Origin of the sequence: Nocardioides sp. URHA0032 (assembly GCF_000620645.1) — a bacterium.
Taxonomy (GTDB): Bacteria; Actinomycetota; Actinomycetes; order Propionibacteriales; family Nocardioidaceae; genus Nocardioides.
In genome coordinates, this window is record NZ_JIAV01000015.1 from 264202 (window position 1) to 286941 (window position 22740).

General features: G+C 72.5%; 24 protein-coding genes. 12 read left to right on the top strand and 12 right to left on the bottom strand.

The features are described 5' to 3' along the window. Window positions 1-64: 64 nt before the first annotated feature. The gene (locus N538_RS0105730) at window positions 65-736 is read left to right on the top strand and encodes an IspD/TarI family cytidylyltransferase (RefSeq protein ID WP_028636521.1); all 672 of its coding nucleotides are present in this window, start codon (window positions 65-67) and stop codon (window positions 734-736) included. A 215-nt stretch (window positions 737-951) separates the two neighbouring features. On the opposite strand, the gene N538_RS0105735 is transcribed toward N538_RS0105730, so the two are convergent. The 4 genes from N538_RS0105735 to N538_RS0105750 all read right to left on the bottom strand — a co-directional run bounded on the left by N538_RS0105735 (window position 952) and on the right by N538_RS0105750 (window position 2684). Further along, window positions 952-1167 carry a hypothetical protein gene (locus tag N538_RS0105735; RefSeq protein WP_028636522.1) on the bottom strand — a complete coding sequence of 72 codons (216 nt, stop codon included), beginning with the start codon at window positions 1165-1167 and terminating at the stop codon, window positions 952-954. Further along, window positions 1164-1463 (bottom strand): DF family (seleno)protein, encoded by a 300-nt coding sequence (locus N538_RS0105740; protein ID WP_028636523.1) that lies wholly within the window; start codon window positions 1461-1463, stop codon window positions 1164-1166. Before N538_RS0105740 ends, N538_RS0105735 begins: the two co-directional genes overlap by 4 nt. A 105-nt stretch (window positions 1464-1568) precedes the next feature. Then, window positions 1569-2123, bottom strand: a complete 555-nt coding sequence (locus N538_RS0105745) for a 2-C-methyl-D-erythritol 4-phosphate cytidylyltransferase (RefSeq protein ID WP_231496145.1) — start codon at window positions 2121-2123, stop codon at window positions 1569-1571. 75 nt (window positions 2124-2198) lie between these two features. Next, entirely contained in the window at window positions 2199-2684 is a 486-nt protein-coding gene (locus N538_RS0105750) for a CarD family transcriptional regulator (RefSeq protein ID WP_028636525.1), read from the bottom strand. A 177-nt stretch (window positions 2685-2861) separates the two neighbouring features. Here N538_RS0105750 and N538_RS23985 point away from each other — a divergent pair, with 177 nt between their 5' ends. The 3 genes from N538_RS23985 (at window position 2862) to N538_RS0105765 (ending at window position 4998) form a co-directional block, all read left to right on the top strand. Then, entirely contained in the window at window positions 2862-3647 is a 786-nt protein-coding gene (locus N538_RS23985) for a UbiA family prenyltransferase (RefSeq protein ID WP_051548823.1), read from the top strand. A gap of 65 nt (window positions 3648-3712) precedes the next feature. Then, complete coding sequence (locus N538_RS0105760; protein WP_028636526.1) at window positions 3713-4252, top strand: hypothetical protein; 540 nt, start codon at window positions 3713-3715, stop codon at window positions 4250-4252. 2 nt (window positions 4253-4254) lie between these two features. Further along, window positions 4255-4998, top strand: coding sequence for a phosphoglyceromutase (locus N538_RS0105765; protein WP_028636527.1), 744 nt, complete (start codon window positions 4255-4257; stop codon window positions 4996-4998). Between the two features lie 40 nt (window positions 4999-5038). Here the strand turns inward: N538_RS0105765 and phoU are convergent, their stop codons facing one another. Beyond that, a complete protein-coding gene (phoU, locus tag N538_RS0105770; RefSeq protein ID WP_028636528.1) occupies window positions 5039-5695 on the bottom strand; it encodes a phosphate signaling complex protein PhoU in 657 nt (218 codons plus the stop codon). A 120-nt stretch (window positions 5696-5815) separates the two neighbouring features. On the opposite strand from phoU, the gene N538_RS0105775 reads away from it, so the two are divergent. From N538_RS0105775 to N538_RS0105790, 4 genes are all read left to right on the top strand, one after another. Continuing rightward, window positions 5816-6961, top strand: coding sequence for a sensor histidine kinase (locus tag N538_RS0105775; RefSeq protein WP_028636529.1), 1146 nt, complete (start codon window positions 5816-5818; stop codon window positions 6959-6961). Next, entirely contained in the window at window positions 6958-7635 is a 678-nt protein-coding gene (locus tag N538_RS0105780; RefSeq protein ID WP_028636530.1) for a response regulator transcription factor, read from the top strand. The genes N538_RS0105775 and N538_RS0105780 overlap by 4 nt, the downstream gene beginning before the upstream one ends. 195 nt (window positions 7636-7830) lie before the next feature. Next, window positions 7831-8769 carry a DMT family transporter gene (locus tag N538_RS0105785; RefSeq protein WP_028636531.1) on the top strand — a complete coding sequence of 313 codons (939 nt, stop codon included), beginning with the start codon at window positions 7831-7833 and terminating at the stop codon, window positions 8767-8769. Between the two features lie 17 nt (window positions 8770-8786). Continuing rightward, a complete protein-coding gene (locus N538_RS0105790) occupies window positions 8787-9140 on the top strand; it encodes a DUF1304 domain-containing protein (protein WP_028636532.1) in 354 nt (117 codons plus the stop codon). Window positions 9141-9147: 7 nt separating this feature from the next. Here N538_RS0105790 and N538_RS0105795 read toward each other — a convergent pair whose 3' ends face one another. Genes N538_RS0105795 through N538_RS0105805 form a run of 3 tightly spaced genes read right to left on the bottom strand, consistent with a single transcriptional unit; the run spans window position 9148 to window position 11286 of the window. Further along, a complete protein-coding gene (locus N538_RS0105795) occupies window positions 9148-9651 on the bottom strand; it encodes a YbjN domain-containing protein (protein ID WP_028636533.1) in 504 nt (167 codons plus the stop codon). Beyond that, window positions 9648-10913 (bottom strand): D-inositol-3-phosphate glycosyltransferase, encoded by a 1266-nt coding sequence (gene mshA, locus N538_RS0105800; protein ID WP_231496146.1) that lies wholly within the window; start codon window positions 10911-10913, stop codon window positions 9648-9650. The genes N538_RS0105795 and mshA overlap by 4 nt, the downstream gene beginning before the upstream one ends. A gap of 34 nt (window positions 10914-10947) precedes the next feature. Beyond that, on the bottom strand, window positions 10948-11286 hold the full coding sequence (locus N538_RS0105805; protein WP_155991976.1) for a hypothetical protein: 339 nt from the start codon (window positions 11284-11286) through the stop codon (window positions 10948-10950). Between the two features lie 85 nt (window positions 11287-11371). On the opposite strand from N538_RS0105805, the gene N538_RS0105810 reads away from it, so the two are divergent. Together N538_RS0105810 and N538_RS0105815 are read left to right on the top strand one after the other, a co-directional pair. Further along, window positions 11372-12118, top strand: a complete 747-nt coding sequence (locus tag N538_RS0105810) for an SDR family NAD(P)-dependent oxidoreductase (RefSeq protein WP_028636536.1) — start codon at window positions 11372-11374, stop codon at window positions 12116-12118. A gap of 13 nt (window positions 12119-12131) precedes the next feature. Further along, complete coding sequence (locus tag N538_RS0105815) at window positions 12132-12821, top strand: aspartate/glutamate racemase family protein (protein WP_028636537.1); 690 nt, start codon at window positions 12132-12134, stop codon at window positions 12819-12821. Window positions 12822-12825: 4 nt separating this feature from the next. Here N538_RS0105815 and N538_RS0105820 read toward each other — a convergent pair whose 3' ends face one another. The 4 genes from N538_RS0105820 to N538_RS0105835 all read right to left on the bottom strand — a co-directional run bounded on the left by N538_RS0105820 (window position 12826) and on the right by N538_RS0105835 (window position 19477). Next, the gene (locus N538_RS0105820) at window positions 12826-14055 is read right to left on the bottom strand and encodes a protealysin inhibitor emfourin (RefSeq protein ID WP_028636538.1); all 1230 of its coding nucleotides are present in this window, start codon (window positions 14053-14055) and stop codon (window positions 12826-12828) included. Between the two features lie 10 nt (window positions 14056-14065). Beyond that, a complete protein-coding gene (locus tag N538_RS28885; protein WP_197025242.1) occupies window positions 14066-17101 on the bottom strand; it encodes a hypothetical protein in 3036 nt (1011 codons plus the stop codon). Window positions 17102-17166: 65 nt separating this feature from the next. Beyond that, entirely contained in the window at window positions 17167-17637 is a 471-nt protein-coding gene (locus tag N538_RS0105830; protein ID WP_028636540.1) for a PPOX class F420-dependent oxidoreductase, read from the bottom strand. A 19-nt stretch (window positions 17638-17656) separates the two neighbouring features. Beyond that, a complete protein-coding gene (locus N538_RS0105835; RefSeq protein ID WP_155991977.1) occupies window positions 17657-19477 on the bottom strand; it encodes a hypothetical protein in 1821 nt (606 codons plus the stop codon). Between the two features lie 252 nt (window positions 19478-19729). On the opposite strand from N538_RS0105835, the gene N538_RS27225 reads away from it, so the two are divergent. Next, complete coding sequence (locus N538_RS27225; RefSeq protein WP_028636542.1) at window positions 19730-20680, top strand: type IV toxin-antitoxin system AbiEi family antitoxin domain-containing protein; 951 nt, start codon at window positions 19730-19732, stop codon at window positions 20678-20680. A gap of 155 nt (window positions 20681-20835) precedes the next feature. Beyond that, window positions 20836-22725: a translational GTPase TypA gene (gene typA, locus N538_RS0105845; protein WP_028636543.1), complete on the top strand. Its 1890-nt coding sequence runs from the start codon at window positions 20836-20838 to the stop codon at window positions 22723-22725. The last annotated feature ends 15 nt before the right edge of the window (window positions 22726-22740 follow it).

The following is a 22740-nucleotide window of genomic DNA, read 5'->3' on the forward strand; positions in this document are numbered from 1 at the left end:
GAAACGTAGGGGCGCGGTGTCACGCCGCTGTTTCGCCGTGTGACATCCGTGAAAAACTCGGCGGGTGCCTGCCGCCGTCGTGATCCTCGCCGCGGGCGCCGGCCAGCGGGTCGGCGCCGGCGCCAACAAGGTGCTGCTCCCCCTCGGTGAGCTGCCGGTGCTCGCCTGGTCGGTGCGCGACGCGCTCGCCCTCGACGGCGTACGCCGGGTGCTGGTCGTGGTGCGTCCGGGCGAGCTCGACGTCGTGGCCGCGGCCCTGGCGCCGTACCTGGGCGAGGCCGAGGTCGGCATGGTCGAGGGCGGCCCGACCCGGCACGCGTCGGAGTGGAACGCGCTGGTCGCGCTGCGCCCGGAGATCGAGGGCGGGCAGCTGGACGTGGTCGCGATCCACGACGGCGCCCGGCCGCTCGCGGGTCGGCAGCTCTTCTCGGCGACCATCGCCGCCGCGCGCGAGCTCGGCGGCGCGATCCCCTGCGTCCGCCTGTCCGGGCTGCTCGCGCTCGACGGCCGCGAGCTGCCCGCGGAGCTGGACGGCGTGCAGACGCCGCAGGCCTTCCGGGCGGCCGAGCTCCTGGCGGCGTACTCCCGGGCCGAGGCCGACGGCTTCGACGGGACGGACACCGCGACCTGCTGGGCCCGGTACACCGACCTCCCGGTGGCGGCGGTGGCGAGCACGCCGGCCAACCTGAAGATCACCTTCCCCGAGGACCTGGATCTCGCGCTCAGGCTCGGGTGAGTTCGGCAGCAAGCGTTGGTAGATGGGGAAAACCCGACGCCTGAAGGCTCTGCCGGTGCCTCCCGCGTGGGAGCGGGCCTCAGCTCGCCGAGGAGGGCGGCCGCTGACCGTGTCGCCGCACCTCAGGTGGCGGCTGCTGCCGGTGTCTCCATGCACCGGCCGGCCCGGCCTGTCGTGGGGACGCTGCCTCGCGTCCGGAAGGCTAGGAACCCAGCTCAGGCGCGGGCCGGGTCCAGGCCGGCCTTCTCCTCGGCGGTGTGGCCCGGGTGGTGGCGCCACGGGAAGACCCACCGGAACAGGCTCAGGCCGCGGCGGTGGCACCAGCAGTCGTCGGCGCAGCCGCACGTCATCGCGCCGAAGTGCTCCGCGACCCGGTTGCCGGCAGCGACGAGCAGGTAGGCGCCGACCAGCAGCAGCGCGATGCGCTTCACGAGAGCACCGCGAGGAGCTGGGCGGTGGTGGGCGAGCCGCTGGGACCGTCGGGGGTGCCGTAGACGCGGCAGGCCAGCCCGACGGACTCGCCCCCGGTGGCGAACGGGTCGGTGCCGTCGATGCGGATGGTCGGTGAGCCGAGAAAATTCAGCTCCTCGGCCTGTTCGGGCGTCTCGACCCGCAGGTGCTCCACGGCCGCGTCGTCGCGGCCCAGCGTTCGCAGGACCCGGGCCAGTCGCTCCTCGGCGACTATCCAGTTCGGGCAGCCGTCGAAGTACAGCAGCTGGACACGCACCGGGGGTTCCTCCTCGTGTTCCTGGTCAGCACTCCACTGTGCCACCGGCACCGGTAGGGGCACGGCGCGGCGACTTTCCCATGACACCAACGCTTGCTGCCGAACTCAGGCTCGGGTGAGCGCCTCCAGCACGCGGACGTCCTCCTCGGAGCCGACCCGGCGGGCGGCGGGCGGGGCCTCGACCAGCTCGACCGGGTAGCGGCGACGGAGCTCGGCGACCAGCGCGACCAGGTCGGTCGACGGCAGGCCCCCGAGGGATGCGACGACCGTGGCCGGCAGCACGACCGGCGACGCGACGGCGACCAGGCCCTCCCGGTCGAGGGTCGCGCCGACCAGGCCGTCCTCGACGACCTTGACGGTGTCGGTGACCGGTCGGACGCCGACCACGACGGCCGCACGCTCGACGGCGCGGGCGACGCACTCGGCGATGAAGGCCGGCGGCGTCATCGGGCACAGCGGGTCGTGCAGCACGAGCGGCTCCTCCGCCTCGACGAGCGCCGCCCACGGCGTGCCGGTGTCGATGGGCGTGACCCCGGCCTCGCCGAGCGCCCAGGCCGCGGCTGCCACCAGCGCCTCGCCGTGGATCAGCGCGAACGGCAGGTGGCCGCGGTCCTGCTCCAGGACCGCGCCCAGCGCGGGATGGGGGGCGTCAGGGTCCACGGTGCCCAACCTACAAAGACGACCCGTCATGACGACGAGGCCCCCGGATCGCTCCGGGGGCCTCGTCGGTGGAGATCAGGAGGCGAGCACCTCGTCGAGGAGGGCCTCGGCCTTGTCCTCGTTGGTGTGCTCGGCCAGCGCCAGCTCGGAGACGAGGATCTGGCGCGCCTTCGCCAGCATCCGCTTCTCGCCGGCGGACAGGCCGCGGTCCCGCTCGCGGCGCCACAGGTCGCGCACGACCTCGGCCACCTTCATCACGTCACCGCTGTGCAGCTTCTCGAGGTTCGCCTTGTAGCGACGCGACCAGTTGGTCGGCTCCTCGACGTGCGCGGCACGGAGGACGTCGAACACGCGGTCGAGACCATCCTTGTCGACGACGTCGCGGACACCGACGAGATCGAGGTTGCAAGCGGGTACGCGTACGACCAGGTCCTGCTGGGCGACGATCCGGAGTACGAGGTACTCCCGGTCCTCTCCCTTGATGGTCCGCATCTCGATGTCCTCGATGATCGCGGCCCCGTGATTCGGGTAAACAACCGTCTCGCCGACAGTGAAAGTCATATGTCAGGTACCCCTTCCTAGGTGTCCATTCTAACACGCGTCCGAAGCGGCTCCGACCGCGTTTGCGCAGGTCAGGGGCACAATGCGGGCTTGACAGAACGCGGGTCCATGTGGTGGCGACCCTCCCGTCGCGCCGAATCCCGCACGGTTGAGCGGGTCTGGCTGATACTGCGGGGTATGTCGCCGACCCTGCGCCGCCGGAAGGACGCCACCGCCGCCCCCGATGCCGCGTCCCCCTCTCGCGAACGGCGCCGCACCCTGTCGCACACGACCCCGGTGCTGCTGCTCCGCGCCGCCCACCCGCGCCAGGCGCTGATCACCGCGGGCGGCCTGGCGATCGCCGCCGCGATCAGCGGGCGGCCCGGCCGCGAGGTGGGCCTGGTGCTCGCGACGGTGCTGGTCGGGCAGGCGATCCTGGGGTGGCACAACGACCTGGTCGACCGCCGCCGCGACGCCACCCGGCTGCCCAGCGGCAAGCCGATCGCGGACGGCTACCTCGACCCGGGCACGGCCTGGTTCGCGCTGATCTGCGGGGTGCTGCTCGTCGTACCCCTCTCCATCCAGAACGGCGTGCCGGCCGGTGCGGCGTACCTCGCCTCACTCGCGGTCGGTCTGGTCGGCAACGTCGTGCTGCGGCGCGTCTGGCTCTCCTGGCTGCCGTGGGCGGCGGCGTACGCGCTCTACCCCTTCTTCCTGTCGTACGGCGGCTGGGGCGGCGACGCGACCGGCAACCCGCCGGAGGTCCCGCTGGTGGTGCTGGCCGCGCTGCTCGGCGTCGGTGTGCACGTGCTGTGCGCGCTGCCGGGCCTGGTCGCCGACCACGAGGACGGCATCCGGCACCTCCCGCTGCGGATCGCGATGCGCATCGGCGCCACCCGCCTGCTGGTGCTCGCGCTCGCGTGGACGGTGCTCGACCTGGCTGCCCTGCTGGTCGTCGCGAACAGCGTCGGGCTGGCTCAGTAGGCAGGTCCGCCGACCGCTAGGCTGTGGTCCGCACATCGCCGCAGTCGACCGTGAAGGCATTGAAGATGCAGCTCCGCATGTCCGCCCGCGTGCTCGCCGCCGCCGGGGCGCTCGCGCTCGCCACCGTCCTCAGCTCGTGTGGCTTCGACTACGCGACCGACCGCGTCTACACGCCCGGTGCTGGTGTGAACGACCGGGACGCCATGGTCGACGTGCTCGGTGCGGTCGTCGTCTCGGCGCAGGACGGGTCCGGCACCCTGATCGCGTCGTTCGCGAACAACGACCAGGAGAACACCGCCACGGTGTCCTCGATCGCGGGCACCGGGGACGACTCGGACGTCAAGGCCGACTCCTTCCAGCCGATCCAGGTCGACGCGGGCCAGCTCTTCAACCTCGCCACCGACGGCGGCGTCGTGCTCACCGGCGACGCCATCTCCTCGGGCGGCCACGTGATGCTCGAGATCGGCTTCGGCGACGGGGACAGCGTCGAGCTGGACGTGCCGATCGTGCCGCCCTGCTACGAGTACGAGGGCCTGGACAAGTCCGGCGACGGCTCGGCCGCGACCGAGGACTGCACGGTCGAGTCGCGCGACGCGGGCCAGTAGCCGTGAGCCACACCCTGGTCCTGCTCCGCCACGGCGAGAGCGAGTGGAACGCCAAGAACCTCTTCACCGGCTGGGTCGACGTCCCGCTCAACGACAAGGGTCGCGCCGAGGCGGTCCGCGGCGGCGAGCTGATCCGCGAGTCGGGGCTGCTCCCCGACGTCGTGCACACCTCGCTGCTGCGCCGTGCGATCAACACCGCGGCGATCTCGCTCGACGTCGCCGACCGGCACTGGATCCCCGTGCGCCGGTCGTGGCGCCTGAACGAGCGGCACTACGGCGCGCTCCAGGGCAAGAACAAGAAGGAGACCCTCGACGCGTACGGCGAGGAGCAGTTCATGCTCTGGCGCCGGTCGTTCGACGTACCTCCCCCGCCGATCGAGGACGACGGGGAGTGGTCGCAGGCCGGCGACCCGCGGTACGCCGACCTCGGGCCCGAGATGCCGCGCACCGAGTGCCTGAAGGACGTCATCGAGCGGTTCCTGCCGTACTGGGAGTCCTCGATCGTCCCCGACCTCAGGGCCGGCCGGACCGTGCTCGTCGCGGCGCACGGCAACAGCCTGCGCGCCCTGGTCAAGCACTTGGACGGCATCGGCGACGAGGACATCGCCGGCCTCAACATCCCCACCGGCATGCCGCTGGTCTACGAGCTCGACGACGCCATGCGGCCCACCGTCACGGGCGGCCGCTACCTCGACCCGGAGGCCGCCGCTGCGGCTGCCGCCGCCGTGGCCAACCAGGGTCGCTGAGCAGCGTCGAGCGACGAAGTCGCTCGATGGGGCGCAACCGTCAGGCGCCGACCGAGGCAGGGTTCTCGCCGGTGACGACGAAGACGACCCGGTTCGCGACCGAGACGGCGTGGTCGGCGATCCTCTCGTAGTACCGGCCGAGCAGCGCCACGTCGATCGCGGCCTCGACGCCGTGCTCCCAGTCCGCGGAGAGCATCTCGGCGAAGGTGGTGCGCCGGAGGTCGTCCATCTCCTCGTCGGCGTGGACGAGGGACCGGGCCTCCTCGACGTCGCGGTCGATGATCACCTTTGACACGCGACGCACCATGTCCTCCGCGACCTCGGCCATCCGCTCGATGGTCGGGCGCATCGGTCCGGGTACGGCGACGTTCGGCACGCGCAGCCGGGCGATCTTGGCGACGTGCACCGAGAGGTCGCCCATCCGCTCGAGGTCGCTCACCATCCGCAGCGCTGCGACCACGACCCGCAGGTCGCTGGCGACGGGCTGCTGGAGCGAGAGCAGCAGGAACGCGGAGTCCTCGACCCGCTCCCGGGACCGGTCGATCTCGACGTCACCGCTGATCACTCGCTCCGCGATCGAGGGGTCGCCGCTGAGCAGCGCCTCGGTCGCGAGGCGGACGGACGTCTCGACGTCGCCGCAGATCCCGGCGAGATCGTGGAAGATCGCGTCGAGCTGTTCGTGGAAGGCCTCTCGCATGGGCCCGAGCCTAGGTGGGCCAGGTGTCCAGCCGAGGCTGCAGCGTGAACGCCGGGTGAATATCTGGTAGGTCATCCTCGCCTGGCGGGCTCCGGGCGACCTGGCTCGTACGATTGCGCTGTGGATCCGACGACGCAGGCGTTCCTCGCCGCGCTCATCGGAGCCGTTGTCGCCGGCGGCGCCGTGCTCGCGTGGCACGTGAGCGACCGCCAGCAGCACACCGCCGGACCCGTCGAGGAGCCGGTCGTCCCCGTCGGCGTCGCCACCGTCCTCTCCGTCCTGCGCAGCAGCGCGGTCCTCGTCGACGACAGCGACGTCGTGCTCAAGGCCTCCGCGCCGGCGTACGCCATGGGCCTGGTGCGCGGCACCTCCCTGGCCTCGGAGGAGCTCGCCGAGCTGGTGCGGCAGGTACGCCGCGACGGCCAGATCCGCGAGACCGAGCTGTTGATGAGCCGTGCCGGCACGTCGGCCCGGCACGTGACCGCCCGCGTCGCGCCCCTGGGTGCCCGGATGGTGCTGGCGCTGGTCGAGGACCGGACGCGGGAGCGCCGCGTCGAGGCCGTGCGCCGCGACTTCGTCGCCAACGTCAGCCACGAGCTGAAGACCCCCGTCGGCGCGATCCGGCTGCTCGCCGAGGCCGTCCACGACGCGGCCGAGGACCCGGAGGCGGTCAAGCGGTTCTCCGACCGGATGCTGACCGAGAGCGACCGTCTCTCCAGGCTGGTGCAGCAGGTCATCGAGCTGTCCCGGCTGCAGGGCGACGAGCCGCTCGACGCGCCGATGCCGGTGGACGTCGACGAGGTCATCAAGATCGCCGTCGACACCAGCGCGATGGATGCGGACTCCAAGCGGATCTCGATCGTCTCCGGCGGCACGCCGCACCTGGAGGTCTTCGGGAACGAGGAGCAGGTGACGGCCGCGGTCGCGAACCTCGTGGCCAACGCCGTGTCGTACTCCGAGTGCGACGCCACCGTCCTGGTCTCGACCAAGAGCGACGGCGACATGGTCGAGGTCTCGGTCGTCGACCAGGGCATCGGCATTCCCGCCGGCGAGATCGACCGCATCTTCGAGCGGTTCTACCGGGTCGACCCGGCCCGGCACCGTTCCACCGGTGGCACCGGCCTCGGCCTGTCCATCGTCAAGCACGTCGCGGCCACCCACGGCGGGGAGGTCCGGGTGTGGTCCGTCGAGGGCCAGGGATCCACGTTCACCCTCACGCTCCCCCGACACATCTCGGCCCGAGAGATCCAGGAGGCAGGCCGATGACCCGCGTACTCGTCGTCGAGGACGAAGAGAGCTACAGCGACGCTCTCGCCTACATGCTGCGCAAGGAGGGCTACGAGGTCGCGATCGCGGCGGACGGCAATGCCGCGCTGATCGAGTTCGACCGCAACGGTGCCGACATCGTGCTGCTCGACCTGATGCTGCCGGGCCTGCCCGGCACGGAGGTGTGCCGCCAGATCCGGCAGACGTCGAGCGTGCCGGTGATCATGGTCAGCGCGAAGGACGACGAGGTCGACAAGGTGGTGGGCCTCGAGCTCGGCGCCGACGACTACGTCACCAAGCCGTACTCACCCCGGGAGCTGGTCGCCCGGATCCGGGCCGTGCTGCGGCGCGGCCAGGAGCCCGACCTGGCGCCCGCGACCCTCGAGGCCGGGCCGGTGCGGATGGACGTCGAGCGGCACGTGGTGACCGTGGACGGTGCCGCGCAGCGGCTGCCGCTCAAGGAGTTCGAGCTGCTGGAGATGTTCCTGCGCAACCCCGGGCGCGTGCTCACCCGCGGCCAGCTCATCGACCGCGTGTGGGGCTCCGACTACGTCGGCGACACCAAGACCCTGGACGTGCACGTGAAGCGGCTGCGGGCCAAGATCGAGCCGGACCCCAGCGAGCCGAAGTACCTCGTCACCGTCCGCGGGCTCGGCTACAAGCTCGACCTCTGATCTCGGGGCGGGCGGTTGGCGGGATCCCCGGCTAACCGGGGATGTTGGCGCTTGGCGGGCATTGCAACGCCCCAAAAGCGAGGGGATCCCCGGTTGACCGGGGATCCCTGTGACGGGTGGGACTGGCAGCAAGTCGCGGATACGCGTCCGATTTCCGCGTGTCTGGTGTCGGTGGTGATCCCTAGGCTGGCTCCTGTGACCAGTACGACGACCCCGCCCTCCGCCCCCGACACCAACACGCCACCGGCCTGGCTGCCGGTGACGGCAGTCGCGGTGACGCTGGTGTTCTGGGCGTCGGCGTTCGTCGCGATCCGCCACCTCGCGGACGACTTCTCCCCCGGCGCCCTGAGCCTCGGCCGGCTCGCGGTCGGCGCGGTGTGCCTGGGCGTCGTGGCGCTCAGCCGCGGCCTGCCGCGGCCCACCGGCCGGCAGTGGGTGTCGATCCTGAGCATCGGCGTGCTGTGGTTCGGCGTCTACAACGTCGCGCTCAACGCCGGCGAGCGCCGGGTCGACGCCGGCACGGCCGCGATGCTCATCCAGGTGTCCCCGGTGCTGATCGCGCTGCTGGCCGCGGTCTTCCTCGACGAGCGGTTCACGCTCTACCTCGGCCTGGGACTGGCGCTGGCGTTCGCCGGCGTCGGCCTGATCAGCCTCTCGATGACCGGCAGCGGGGGCAACGACGTGGTCGGCGTGCTCCTCTGCCTGCTGTCCGCGGTCGTCTACTCCGTCAGCCTGATCCTCCAGAAGCCGCTGGTCGCCAGGCTCCCCGCCATCCACGTCGTCTGGCTCGCGTGCACGGTCGGCGCGGTCGTCTGCCTGCCGTTCGCGCCGACGTTCCTCGACGAGGCCGCGGACGCGCCGGCGTCCTCGCTCGTGTGGATTGTCTACCTCGGCGTGTTCCCGACCGCGATCGCGTTCACGACCTACGCCTACGCGCTGCGCCACATGAGCGCCAGCAGCCTCGGGGTCACGACCTACCTGGTCCCGCCGATCACGATCGTGATGGGCCTGGTCTTCCTCGACGAGGCGCCGCCCGCGATGGCGTACGTCGGGGGTGCGCTCGCGCTCGTCGGCGTCGCCGTGGCCCGGCGCAAGCCGCGCACCGTCGCCGACGAGGTCTCGCCGCCCGCCTGACCTGCCATGATGCGCGGGTGGACGTCGTCGCGTACGCGCTGGCCGGTCTCGTCGCGGCCCTGCACCTGTACTTCCTGGTCCTGGAGATGTTCCTGTGGAACAAGCCCGCCGGGCGGAAGGCCTTCGGGCTCGACCCGGAGTTCGCCGACGAGACGAAGGTGCTGGCCGCGAACCAGGGCCTCTACAACGGCTTCCTGGTCGCCGGCCTGGTGTGGGGCATCGCCGGCCAGCGCGACGACGTGCTGGCGTTCTTCCTGGCCTGCGTCGTGGTGGCCGGCGTGTTCGGCGCCGTGACGGTCAGCACCCGCGTGCTGTTCGTGCAGGCGGTCCCGGCAGTGCTCGCGCTCGGAGCCCTCGCCCTCGCCCAGTGATCCCCCGCTACGAGGGGTCGACGCCGGACTCGAGCCAGCCGCGGAACGCCTCGAGGTTGTGGGTCGGCTCGCCGCGCAGCTTGCGCCACTCCCACTCCTTGCGGATCGAGGAGGCGAAGCCGAGCTCGAGGATCGCGTTGAACGACTCGTCGGCGTAGGTCAGCACCGAGCCGAGCAGCCGGTCCAGCTCGTCGGGCGTGACCGCCGCGAGCGGCAGCCGGCCGTCGAGGTAGATGTCGCCGAGCCGGTCGACGGCGAAGGCCACGCCGTACATGCGCAGGTTCCGCTCCAGCAGCCAGCGGTAGACGCGCTCGTGGTTCTCGTCCGGCTTGCGGCACACGAACGCGTGCACCCCCAGCGCGTGCGATCCGACGTCGAGGCGGACCGCGATCTGCAGCTTCTTCTCGCCGGGCAGCGAGAAGGAGAACACGCCGTCGGCGACCTCCTCGAACTCCACCTCACTCGCGGCGAGGTGGTCGCGGATCACCTGCTGCGGATCGGATGAGCTCACACGGTCTCCCTGAGGTCGGCCCGGGCCCGACCGTAGACCTCCAGGACGCGCTCCGCGGTGCGCTCCCACGAGAACCGCCGGGCCTGCTCGAGGGCGCCTGCCTCGAGGCGGACCCGCAGCGCGTCGTCCTCGACCACCCGCCGCAGCGCGTCGGCCCAGGCGACCGGGTCGTGCCCGTCGACGAGCAGGCCGCTGCGGCCGTCGCGGACCACGGTCGTCAGGCCACCCACGGCGGCCGCGACCACCGGCGTGCCGGTCGCCTGGGCCTCGACGGCGACCAGGCCGAAGGACTCGTTGTACGACGGGACCGCGACGAGCGTCGCGGCTGCGCACCATCGCGCCAGCTCGTCCTGGGCGACCGGCGGGACGAACCGCACCACGTCCTCCAGGCCCAGCTCGCGGGACAGCTGGGCCAGCGACTCGGGGTGCTCGAGCCCGCTGCCGGACGGGCCGCCGACGACCGGCACCACCAGGCGCGAGCGCAGCGACGGCGTACGCCGCAGCAGTTCGGCGACCGCGCGCAGCAGCACGTCGGGCGCCTTGAGCGGCTGGATGCGGCCCGCGAACAGCAGCACCGCCGCGTCGGCGGGCAGACCCAGCCGGGCGCGCACCGTGGCCCGGTCCTGCGGACGGAACACGTCGAGGTCCACCCCGGGGTGGACCACCTCGACCCGCGACGGGTCGGCGTCGTACAGGTTGATCAGCTGCTTGGCCTCGAGGTCGGTGTTCGCGATCAGCATGTCCGCGGCCTCGACCACCTGCTCCTCGCCGATGATCCGGGCGACTGGCTCGGGGGTGTCACCGGCGGCGAGCGCCTCGTTCTTGACCTTGGCCATCGTGTGCATCGTGTGCACCAGCGGCACGCCCCAGCGGTCGCGGGCGAGCGCCCCGACCTGGCCGGAGAGCCAGTAGTGCGAGTGCACGACGTCGTAGTGGCCCTCGGGCTGCGCGGCCTCGGCGCGCAGCACCTCGCGCGCGAACGCGCAGAGCTGGCCGGGCAGCTCGGCCTTGGTCAGCCCCTCGAACGGGCCGGCGTGCACGTGCCGCACCGTCACCCCGTCGCAGGCGGGTACGACGGGGTCGAGCGCGGAGCTCGTCGAGCGGGTGAAGATGTCGACCTCGATGCCCCGGGCGGCCAGCCGTCGGGACAGCTCGATCACGTAGACGTTCATGCCGCCGGCGTCACCCGTGCCCGGCTGGTCCAGCGGGGACGTGTGCAGGCTGATCATCGCCACCCGCCGGATCGACTCGTCCACGACCATGGAGAACATCCGACCGGTCCGGTTGATTCCCGCCTCAGGCGGCGTGGGAGCCGCGGGACCGTGCGACCGGCTCCGGCCGGCGCGCGAGCGCGGCCACGGACACGACCACCGCCGCGACGCCGGCGACCGCCAGCACGCCCTGGTCGTCGAGGCTGTCCCGGAGCACCTGGAGCACCGAGCCCACGAGCGCGAGGAAGCAGACGGCGACCAGGCAGCGCAGCCACACCGCGCTCCGGCTCACCAGGCTCGCGCCGGCACCGAGGACGGCCACCGCCAGCAGCACCGCGCCCGGCCACGCCAGGGCGTCCACCCAGGGGGCGACGACCCAGCACAGCCCGCCGAGCAGGCCGGCCACCGCAGCCGCTGCACGCATCGCACCCACCTCCTCCGAGCAAGGACACGGTCGGGATCGCGGGTCAGTGTGCCACGGCATCCCGGGCCCGACCAGAATGGCGCCCATGGACCAGACCCGCACCGCCGTCGTGACCGGGGCGAGCAGCGGCATCGGCGCCGCCACCGCCCGCCACCTCGCCCGCGCCGGGTTCCACGTGTTCTGCGCCGCCCGGCGTACCGACCGGATCGAGGCGCTCGCCGCCGAGATCGGGGGTACGCCGGTCGCCTGCGACGTCACCGACGAGCAGTCGGTCGCGGGGCTGGCGCGGGCCGTCGGGGACCGGCTCGACCTGCTCGTCAACAACGCCGGCGGCGCGTTCGGGTCCGGCCCGGTGGCCGAGGCGGACAGTGACGACTGGCGCCGCACCTTCGAGGTCAACGTGATCGGCCTGGTGCAGGTGACCCGCGCGCTGCTGCCCGCGCTGCTGGCCAGCGGCGCCGGCACGATCCTCAACGTCGGGTCGACGGCGGGCCGGATCGCCTACGAGGGCGGCGCGAGCTACACGACCGCCAAGCACGGCACCCAGGTCGTCAACGAGACGCTTCGCCTCGAGCTCTACGACCAGCCGGTCCGCGTCATGGAGATCGCGCCCGGCATGGTGAAGACCGAGGAGTTCGGCCTGGTGCGCTTCAGGGGCGACCGGGAGAAGGCGGAGGCGGTGTACGCCGGCGTCGCCGAGCCGCTCACCGCCGACGACGTCGCCGAGACGATCACCTGGATGGCCACCCGGCCCCCGCACGTGAGCATCGACGAGCTGGTGATCCGGCCCAAGGCGCAGGCCGCCCAGCACAAGGTGCACCGCGTCGTCTGAGAGAGTGGCCCGCATGCAGACCATCGGACTCCTCGGCGGGATGAGCTGGGAGAGCAGCGCGGCCTACTACGAGGGCCTCAACCAGGCGGTCGAGCAGCGGGTCGGCGGTCTCGCCTCCGCGAAGACCGTGATGACGTCCGTCGACTTCGCCGAGGTCACCGCGCTCCAGGCCGAGGAGCGCTGGGACGAGGTCGCCGAGATCCTCGCGGGCGCGGCCCGCGGCGTCGAGGCGGCCGGTGCCGACTTCCTCCTGCTCTGCACGACGACGTTCCACCGGGTCGCGGACCAGGTCGCGGAGGCCGTCCAGATCCCGCTGCTGCACCTCGCCGACGTGGTCGCGGACGCGTGCCGGGCCCAGGGCCTGTCCGAGGTCGGGTTCCTCGGCACGACGTTCGCGATGTCGCGCTCGTTCTTCACCGACCGGATCGCCTCGCACGGGCTGACCGTGCACGTGCCCGACGAGCGGCACCACGAGACCGTGAACCGGGTGATCTACGAGGAGCTCGTGCACGGCAAGGTGCTCGACTCCTCGCGCCGGACCGTGGTCGGCCTCATCGACGAGCTCTGGGACGCCGGCGCCGGTGGCGTGATCCTCGGCTGCACCGAGCTGGAGCTGCTGGTCCGCCAGGCCGACGCCGACATCCCGGTCTTCCCGTGCACCACGCTGCACGTCGCGGCCGCCCTCGACCGCGCGCTCGCCTGACCGACTAGATCAGCAGCTCCGCGATCCGCGCGAGGTCGGGCGTGAGGTGCTGCTCCGCGACCCGAGCGCGCGACCCGCACAGGTCGAAGTCGTAGACGTACCGGTCCGGCTGCGGGTCACCGCCCGGCACCGTCGTGAGGTCGACCCGGTCGACGAGCCCCGACAGCTCCCGCGCCCGCGGGTCGTCACCTTCGAGGTCGAGCTCGCCGCCGGCCCGCAGCCCGCCGAACCCCCCGGTGCGGCGCACCGCCACCCGGCGGCCGCTCGCGACACCGACCTCCGACCACGCGCGGCGTACGGCGTCGGCGTGCTCGCCCGCCGCCGCCACCGTGGCGGCCGCGAACCCCGCGAAGTCGGTGTCCGGCCCCACCGCGCCGCCAGTCAGCGCGTCGTACCAGACCCGGCCCGCGCCGTCCCAGGTCGTGCCGCCGATGGCGACGGCGGCGAGCTGGAAGGCACGGTTCGGGATGCCGGAGTTGACGTGCACGCCGCCGTTGTCGTCGTCGGTGTCGACGTAGTCGGCGAGGTTGCCCACCTGCGGGTCCTTGCCGAGCGCGGGGTCGTCGTACGCCGTGCCGGGGTTCGCCATGTCGCGCAGGGCCCGTGCCCGGACGCCGGGCAGGAAGATGCCGGCCCCGATCAGCCAGTCGGCCTCCGCCGGCGACTGGCCCAGCAGCCGCTGCTTGAGGCAGGAGGCGAAGACGTCCGAGACCGACTCGTTCAGCGCACCGGGCTGGCCCTGGTAGCGCAGCCTCGCGGTGTGCTCGGTGACCGCGTGGGTGAGCTCGTGGCCCAGGACGTCCACCGGCCGGGTGAACCGTCCGAAGACCTTGCCGTCGCCGTCGCCGAAGACCAGCTGGGTGCCGTTCCAGAACGCGTTGTCGTAGTCGCTGCCGTAGTGGACGGTCAGGTCCACGCGCGCACCGCCGCCGTCGTACGACGCGCGGCCGTAGACGTCCGCGAACAGCGCGAGCGCCCCCGTGATGCCGTCGGCGGCCTCGTCCACGGCCGCGTCACCGGAGGCCGGCTCGCCGGCGGAGCGGACCGTGCGGCCGGGCAGGGTCGTGTCGTGGTCCGCGGCGTGCACGACCCAGGCCGGACCGCCCGGGGCCAGGGCCGTGCGGCCCTCGAGGTGCAGCGCGGTGCGTCGCCCCCGCAGCGTCTCGTCCACGACGAGGCTCTCGGGGGCCACCCGGCTGAGCAGGTACGGCGGCACGAACCGGCAGTGCGTCACCCCGACAGTGTCACCACAGGTGCAGGCGAGCGGAAGGCTCGCGCACCACGATCGCGTCGGTGTACGCCGTCGGACCGGTGTCGAACCGGACGTAGACCGACCAGGACATCGGCAGCCCCGGGATCGAGCTCATCTCCCAGTCGTAGCTGCAGGTGCTGACCAGCGGGACCGTGGTGGCGTCGGAGAAGTCGCTGGCGTTCGAGATCGTCACGCTGGTGGCGCCGACGGGCGGGCGGACCGAGAGCTGCACGTCCGGCGTGGGGGTCTCCGTCGCACCGCCGTTGATCGTCACGCCGACGGCTCCGCTGCAGCTGTCCCCGCCGACCGGCGCGGACCGGGCCGCGCCCTTCCCGGAGCCGTTGCCCGCCACCACCACGCAGCGCAGCAGCTTGCCGGCGTCGGCGGCTCCGACCGTGTACGTCCGGCCGTTGGCGATGGTGTCACCGTTGCGCTGCCAGAGGTAGAGGTAGGTGATCACCAGGTCACCGGTCCAGGTGCCGGGGTCACAGGTGAGCACCTGCCCGACCGCGGCCGAGCCGGTGATCGCGGGCCGGGTCGCGCTCGCCGGTGCGTGCCCGGACGGCCCGGCGACCTGCGTGCCGGCCGACGTGGAGGCGGTGCTGCCGGAGTCGTTGACCGCGGTGACCGTGCACGTCAGTGTCTGGCCGACGTCCTCGGAGAGGACGACGTACTGGGGCGCGGCGGTCTGCGGGATGGGCGCGCCGTTGCGCGACCAGGAGTAGCGGTACGTCGACGGGTTCCCGGTCCAGGTCCCGGTGCCGCAGGTCAGGGCGGTGCCGACGACGCCGCTGCCGGTGACCGCCGGGACGGCCGTCGCGGTGGGGACGCCGGTCGAGCCGCCACCACCGCCGCTGCCCGGGACGGTGAGGGGGAAGGTCGCGAGGGCGCCCTTGCCGTAGCCATTTGCCACGACGACCAGGCAGACGAGCGCCTTCCCGGAGTCGGCCGACGTGACCGGGTACGTCGTGGCCGTCGCGCCGGCGACGTCCGCGCCGTCGCGCTGCCACTTCGTCGTGTAGACGAGCTCGGGGATGCCGCTCCAAGACCCGGCGTTGCAGGTGAGCGTCTGCCCCACCGCGGCCGTCCCGGTGATCGTGGGCGGCACGTCGTTCGACGGCGCGTGGCCGGACCAGCCCGTGACGGTCGCCGGGGCCGAGGTCGCCGACACCGGGCCGGCGGGGTTGGACGCGGTGACGGTGCAGGCCAGGGTCCCGGAGAGGTCACCGGAGAGCACGGTGTACGACGGCCAGGTCGCCCGCGCGATCGGCGTCCCGTTCAGCTTCCACTGGTAGGCGTAGGTGTTGCCGCTGCCGGTCCAGGTGCCCTGTGTGCAGCTCACGACGGTGCCCGGCGACGCGCCGCCGAGAACCTCGGGCGCCGCGGTGTTGGTGGGCAGGCCCGTCCCGACGACCACCGGGGCCGAGGTCGCGGGGCTGCTCGCCGCCGAGGTCGGCGTCGAGGCCGTGACGGTGCAGGTCAGGCTCTGGCCGTTGTCGGCGGCGACCACCGTGTAGGTGTTCGAGGCGCCGACCGGTGTCGTGCCGCGCTTCCACTGGTAGGTGAAGGTGTTGCCCGTGCCGGTCCACGTGCCCGGGTCGCAGGTGAGCACCTGCCCGACCGCGGGGCTGCCGGTGATCGTCGGGAGCACCGTGTTCGTCGGCCCGCCCGGGTCGCCGCCGCCGGCACCGACGGTCACGGCAGCCGAGTCCTTCACGGTGTTGCCGTTCGCGTTGCTGGCCCGCACCCGGCAGGTCAGCTTGGCGCCGTCGTCGTCCGCGACCACGAGGTAGGAGAGGCTGGTGGCCGAGGGGATCGCCGTCCCGTCGCGCAGCCAGCTGTAGGAGTAGAGGACCAGGTCGCCGCCCTCGTCCCAGGTGCCCTTGTCGCACGTGAGTCCCTGACCGACCGCCGGCGTACCGAGGATTCTCGGGGCGGTGACGTTCGCCGGCCCGTCGCCGGTGCTGCCGCCGCCGCCGTTGCCACCGCCACCGCCGCCACCGCCGCCACCGTTGCCGCCACCGTCGCTGCCGCTGCCGCCGCTGCCGCCGCTGCCGTTGCCGGGCCGGACGCCCTTGGCCCAGAACGTGTAGCCGCCGGTGTCCCAGCGCTGGATCCGGTTGTTGTCGGTGTCGGCGATGAACAGGTTCCCCGACAGGCCGCCGCCGTCCTGCGCGTGCTGGGCGATGGCGCTCGGTCCGTTGAGGCGCCCCGCGGCGCGGCTGGCCCGCGGCGGGTGCCCCAGCGTGCGGTAGAGCGAGAAGTCGTGGTTGGCGTCCAGCAGGTAGAGCGCGTTGTTCGCCATGTCGCTGACGGTCAGCTGGCCGTACTTGTCGACCGCGAGGCCGGCGGGCGCCGGCTTCGCGCCGCCCGACGGCCGCCGGAGGGTGTAGGTGTGCGTGGGCCTCGAGGAGCTGCGCAGGGAGCCCGCCTTGAAGGCGAGCACCTTGCCCTGGTCGGGGACCGCGACGTACACGAACGCGGGGCGGCCGGCCTGCGGGCCGCCGTACGTGATGCCGCGCGGCCGGCCGGGCAGCCCGACGGTCGCGACCAGGTCACCGTTGCGCGCGTACACCGACATGCTGTCGTGGCAGCGGTTCGCGATGTAGACCCGGTTGCCGTTCGCGGTGATGCCGCCGTAGCGCGACGCCGGCGTGCTCGAGTCGCACGAGCGCACCGGGTCGTGGTCGAAGTGCGCCTGCACGCTCCCGGACGGGCCGAGGAGGGAGAACCCGGTCTCGTAGTCGACCCAGATGTCGCCGCCGTTCGTGACGAAGAGCCCGTCGACGGCCTCGTCCTGGTCCAGCGGTACGCCGCCCTTGAGCTTGCCGCTGGACGAGACGCGGACCAGCTTGCCACCGGTGGAGAAGCCGACGTACGACGTGCCGTTGGGCGCCACCCCGATCGCGGTGGGGCTGTCGGAGGTCGCGGCGCTGGCGGCGTCCGGGGTCGCCAAGCTCGCGGTCCCGAGCCCCGCGCAGATCATGGCAAGGCCGACAAGGCGACCCAGGGGGGCTTGGGCGCGCACGCGCCGAGACTAACCGGGCGAGGGCCCTCCGACGGACGGTCTGCGGGGGCTGACTGGACCGCTTTTCAGGCCGGCGCGCGGTCCGGCGGGAACCCGCCGGTCGCGACCGGGCCCCACCGGTCGACCGTGATCCGGATCAGCGACTTGCCCTGGCGGCGCATCGCCTCGCGGTACTCGTCCCAGTCGGAGTGCTCGCCGGCGATGCAGCGGAAGTACTCGACCAGGCCGTCCTCGGCCTCCCGGCCGGGCATGTCGAGCACCTCGGCGGTGCCGTCGACCTGGACCCACGCGTCGTCCCACTCGTCGGAGAGCACCAGCACGGTGGCGGCCGGGTCGCGGCGCAGGTTCGTCGCCTTGGCGCGGTCGGGGTACGTCGAGATCACGATCCGCCCGTCGGCGTCGACGCCGCCGGTCACCGGGGAGACCTGCGGCCGGCCGTCCCCGCGGGTGGTGACCAGGACCAGGTGGTGCCGGATGCGGACGAAGTCCAGGAGCTGCTGGCGGTCGACGCGGTCGTTCGTGGCGATCCTCGGCATGCCGCCACTCTAGGCAGGCTCAGTGCCGGGGCACGACCGCCGCGGAGCTCGCCTGGTCGGACCCGGACGGGTTGGTGCCGGTGACCAGGCAGGTGAGCCGGTGCCCGCGGTCGTCGCCGAGCACCTCGTACTGGTCCTTCTCGGAGCCGCCCAGCGCGGCGCCGTCGCGGCGCCACACGTAGCCGAGGACCGGCGCGTTCCGCCACCGGCCGGGGTCGCAGAAGAGCACGGTGCCGACCGTGGCCTTCCCGACGATCCGGGGACGTGCGACGTTCTCGGGACGGCCGACGTGACCGGTGCCGCCGCTGCCGTCGTCGACGGCGACCGGGTCGCTGAGCGCGACCTTGCCGGCGCCGTTCCTGTTCACGGCCGCGACCCGGCAGGTCAGGTCGTGGTAGCGGTCGTTGTCGGTGACGAGGTACTCCGGCGCGTTGGTCCCCGGGAGCAGCTGCCCGTCGCGCAGCCAGCCGCGCAGGTACGACGTCGGGTGCCGGCCGGTCCACGTCCCGTTGCTGCACCGCAGCACCGAGCCGGACCGGGCGGCGCCGCTGATCGCCGGACGCTCGAGGACGTACGGCGGCGAGTGGGCTCCCGGGATCGGGAACGCCTCGCTCGAGGTGGGTGCGGAGCTCGCGCCGCTCGCGGCGTGCGCGGTCACCGTGCAGGCCAGCTCGGTGGACACGTCCGCCGACGTCACTGTGTGGTCGAGGTCGTGGGCGCCGGGGATCGGCAGCCCGCCGCGCAGCCAGGCGACGTCGTACGACGCCAGGGCGGCGTCCCAGGCCCCCGGGTCGCAGCTGAGCACCCTCCCGGCGTACGGCCGCCCGGTGATGCGGGGCAGCCCGGCGTTGACCGGTGCACCGGGGTCACCGGGCGCCTGGGCGTCGGCCATCCAGTCGGTGGTGCCGAGGTGGTCCCAGTGCTGGATCCGGCCGTTGCCGGTGTCGGCCACCCAGAAGCCGTCCCGGAAGCTGCCGTCGGCGTTGTCGAACGCGGTCGCCCGGTCGAGGTACCCGCGGTCCGAGGCGGCGTCCGGCGGGTGGCCGAGGGTGCGGTAGTACCAGTAGTCCTCGGGGCCGTTGTAGAAGTGCACGGCGTTGTTGGCGACGTCGACGACGGCGAGCTGGCCCTTCTCGTCGGCGGCCAGCGGGCCCGGCGCCGGCTTGCGGTAGCCGGAGAACCGCTTGATCACCAGCGTGCGGGCGGGCTGCGGCTCCGAGCGCAGCGACGCGGTGTTGTAGGCGTAGACCTTGCCCGCGTCCGGCACCGACACGTACATCCGTGCGGGCAGGCCCTTCACCGCCGGCGCGAGGGCGACGTCCCGCGGGTACGCCGTGCCCGGGAGGTCGACGCTCGCCAGCAGCTGCCCGTCGTGGCGGTAGATGCCGACCGTCGCGACGCAGCGGCCGGCGACGTAGACCGCGTCCCCGGTGACCTCGAGGCCGCCGTACCGCGCGGGGTCGTGGGCGCGGTCCACCGGGCAGGACCCGCCCGCCTGGACCGCGAAGTGCGTGAGCACCGTGCCGTCGGTCGAGAGCTCCGACACGCTGGCGCCGTAGTCGACCCAGACGTTGCCGTCGGGCCCGACGTCGAGGCCCGTGACCGGCTCGTCCTGGTCGAGCGGCACCGAGCCGGCGTACTCACCGGTGGCGCTGAGGCGGAGCAGCCGGTCGCCGGCGGCGTACCCGACGTACGACGTGCCGTCGTCGGCGGCGGCCACCGCGATCGGCCGCCCGGTCGACACCGCGACGGCGGGCTCGGCGCGCAGCGCGACCAGGCCTCCGACCACCAACGTCGTCGCGAAGCCCCCCGTCAGCGCACGCCGCAGCGCTCCCCCCACGTGTCCGAGGGTAGGTGTCCGGCCGCTCTCCCCGTGGCGCTTTCCGTCAGGTCGCGGCCCGTCGGGTTTCTCCGGCTGACCGGAGAAACCCGACCGACACGCCGGCGCGGTACGGCGTGTCGGTCGGCTTTCCCACGACAAGTTCCGGCGCGCCGGGCCGACTGCCGTCCACAGGAGGGTGCCGACGCACGGCTGTCCCCAGGTCCGGATCCGGCTCGGTACGGCGTCCCGGCATCGCGGGATCTCCACCCCATGATGAATTCACCCCGGATCGTCCTGCGCGACGACAACCTGATGACCACCGCCGACCTGCTGGCGCTGGGCTACCACGACAAGGCGATCGCCCGGCTCGTCAAGCGCGGGGAGCTCGTCCGGATCCGCCAGGGCGCCTACACCTACGCGGCGCACTGGGAGCAGCTCGAGGAGCGTGGCCGGCACGACCTGCTCTGCCGGGCGGTCCTCCGGAGGGCTGTCAAGCCCACCCTGTTGGCCGGGCCCACGGCCGCGCGCGTCCTCGGTGCGCCCACGTGGGACCTCGGCGAGGAGATCCACATCAACAGCGTCGATCGCAAGGCTGACCGACGCAACGCCGGACGTCGTCCCCATCGCGGAGACCTGCGCGTCGAGGACACCACGATCCGGTCGGGGCTCCCGGTGACCTCGGGCACCCGGACCGCGCTCGACCTGATCGAAATGACCGACGAGGAGCATGCCCTGGTGGTGATCGACGGACTGCTGCGCGCCGGCGAGACCACCCTCGGCCTGCTCGAACGGCGAGCCCCGGGCATGCGCTACGACCCGAGGTCCCTCGCCGTACCTGTCATCCTCATGCATGCGGACGGTCGCCACGAGTCCGCCGGCGAGACGCGCACAGCGGTCATGCTCCGCCGAGCCAACCTGCCCAGACCAGACCCGCAGTACGCCGTCCGCGACGGCTCCGGCCGCGTCGTCGCCTGGCTCGACTTCGCGTGGCCGAAGCTCGGGGTGTTCCTCGAGTTCGACGGCAAGGAGAAATACCTCCGCCATCGCCGCCCGGGCGAGAGCGTCACTGACTGCGTGCTGCGCGAGAAACGGCGCGAGGAGCTGATCTGCGGCCTGACCGGCTGGCGCTGCATCCGGATCACCTGGGCCGATCTCTACCGGCCGCAGCTCGTCGTCGCTCGGATCGTGGCGGCGATGCGGGGCGAGAACTGGGTCGCCTGAAGCCGAGCTTGTCCGCCGAAACCCGACGGACACGCCGTGGGCTGTCGGCGTGTCCGTCGGGTTTCTCCGGCTGACCGGAGAAACCCGACGTGTCGGGCGTCACCCAACACCGACGATGAGGGCGCGGAGCGCCCCAACAACTAGACTCGATCCTCGTGCCTACCACCGCTCGCACCGATCTGCGCAACGTCGCCATCGTCGCCCACGTCGACCACGGCAAGACCACCCTCGTCGACGCGATGCTCCGTCAGGCGGGCGCGTTCACCGAGCACCAGGCCGAGAGCGTGGCCGAGCGGGTGATGGACTCCGGTGACCTCGAGCGCGAGAAGGGCATCACGATCCTCGCGAAGAACACCGCCGTGCACTACGCCGGACCGGCCGCCGAGGGCAAGCCGATGGTCATCAACATCATCGACACCCCCGGGCACGCCGACTTCGGCGGCGAGGTCGAGCGCGGCCTGTCGATGGTCGACGGGATCGTGCTGCTCGTCGACGCGTCCGAGGGCCCGCTGCCGCAGACCCGCTTCGTGCTCCGCAAGGCGCTGAACGCCGACATGCCGGTGATCCTCGTGGTCAACAAGACCGACCGTGGCGATGCCCGGATCGCCGAGGTCGTGGACGAGACCTACGAGCTGTTCATGGACCTGCTCGACGAGAGCCACAGCCAGGACGCGCTCGACTTCCCGGTCGTGTACGCCTCCGGCCGCGCGGGCGTCGCCGGCCTGACCGCCCCGGAGAACGGCGAGCTGCCGGACTCCGAGGACCTCGAGCCGCTGTTCAAGACGATCCTCGAGACGATCCCGGCCCCGACGTACACCGAGGGCGCGCCGCTGCAGGCGCACGTCACCAACCTCGACTCCTCGCCGTTCCTCGGCCGCCTCGCGCTGGTCCGCGTCCACGAGGGCAACCTGAAGAAGGGCCAGCAGGTCGCGTGGATGAAGCGCGACGGCACGATCAAGAACGTCAAGGTCACCGAGCTGCTCGTCACCGAGGGCCTCGAGCGCAAGCCGGGCGAGACCGCCGGTCCCGGCGACATCGTCGCGATCGCGGGCATCCCGGAGATCACCATCGGCGAGACCCTCGCCGACCCGGAGAACCCGGTCGCGCTGCCGCTCATCCACGTCGACGAGCCAGCGATCTCGATGACGATCGGCACCAACACCTCGCCGCTCGTCGGCCGGGTCAAGGGCGCCAAGGTCACCGCCCGCCTCGTGAAGGACCGGCTCGACTCCGAGCTGGTCGGCAACGTCTCGCTGCGGATCCTCCCGACCGAGCGCCCCGACGCGTGGGAGGTGCAGGGCCGCGGCGAGCTGGCGCTGGCGATCCTCGTCGAGCAGATGCGCCGCGAGGGCTTCGAGCTCACCGTCGGCAAGCCGCAGGTCGTCACCAAGGAGATCGACGGCAAGGTCCACGAGCCGACGGAGCGGCTGACCATCGACGCCCCTGAGGAGTACCTCGGCGCGATCACCGAGCTGCTCGCCACCCGCAAGGGCCGGATGGAGCAGATGGTCAACCACGGCACCGGCTGGGTGCGGATGGAGTTCGTCGTGCCGGCGCGCGGCCTGATCGGCTTCCGCACCGAGTTCCTGACCGACACCCGCGGCACCGGCATCGCCCACCACATCTTCGAGGGCTACGAGCCCTGGGCCGGCGAGATCCGCTCGCGCAACAACGGCTCCCTGGTCGCGGACCGCAAGGGCGCGGCCACGGCGTACGCCATGACCTCGCTGCAGGAGCGCGGCGTGATGTTCGTCGAGCCGACCACCGAGGTCTACGAGGGCATGATCGTCGGCGAGAACTCCCGCGCCGACGACATGGACGTCAACATCACCAAGGAGAAGCAGCAGACCAACATCCGGTCCGCGACCTCCGACAACTTCGAGAAGCTGATCCCGCCGCGCAAGCTCTCCCTCGAGCAGTGCCTGGAGTTCTGCCGCGACGACGAGTGCGTCGAGGTCACGCCCGAGCAGGTCCGGATCCGCAAGGTGATCCTCGACCAGAACGAGCGCGCGAAGATCGCCGCGCGGGCGCGCAAGTCGAAGTAGGTAGGGTCGCCCACC

Excerpts from the sequence above, each read along its gene's own strand:
- N538_RS0105750 (WP_028636525.1), bottom strand. The coding sequence starts at position 2,684 with ATGACTTTCACTGTCGGCGAGACGGTTGTTTACCCGAATCACGGGGCC.
- N538_RS23985 (WP_051548823.1), top strand. The coding sequence starts at position 2,862 with ATGTCGCCGACCCTGCGCCGCCGGAAGGACGCCACCGCCGCCCCCGAT.
- N538_RS0105760 (WP_028636526.1), top strand. The coding sequence starts at position 3,713 with ATGCAGCTCCGCATGTCCGCCCGCGTGCTCGCCGCCGCCGGGGCGCTC.
- phoU (WP_028636528.1), bottom strand. The coding sequence starts at position 5,695 with ATGCGAGAGGCCTTCCACGAACAGCTCGACGCGATCTTCCACGATCTC.
- N538_RS0105780 (WP_028636530.1), top strand. The coding sequence starts at position 6,958 with ATGACCCGCGTACTCGTCGTCGAGGACGAAGAGAGCTACAGCGACGCT.
- mshA (WP_231496146.1), bottom strand. The coding sequence starts at position 10,913 with ATGGTCGTGGACGAGTCGATCCGGCGGGTGGCGATGATCAGCCTGCAC.
- N538_RS0105805 (WP_155991976.1), bottom strand. The coding sequence starts at position 11,286 with ATGCGTGCAGCGGCTGCGGTGGCCGGCCTGCTCGGCGGGCTGTGCTGG.
- N538_RS0105810 (WP_028636536.1), top strand. The coding sequence starts at position 11,372 with ATGGACCAGACCCGCACCGCCGTCGTGACCGGGGCGAGCAGCGGCATC.
- N538_RS0105815 (WP_028636537.1), top strand. The coding sequence starts at position 12,132 with ATGCAGACCATCGGACTCCTCGGCGGGATGAGCTGGGAGAGCAGCGCG.
- N538_RS0105830 (WP_028636540.1), bottom strand. The coding sequence starts at position 17,637 with ATGCCGAGGATCGCCACGAACGACCGCGTCGACCGCCAGCAGCTCCTG.
- N538_RS27225 (WP_028636542.1), top strand. The coding sequence starts at position 19,730 with ATGATGAATTCACCCCGGATCGTCCTGCGCGACGACAACCTGATGACC.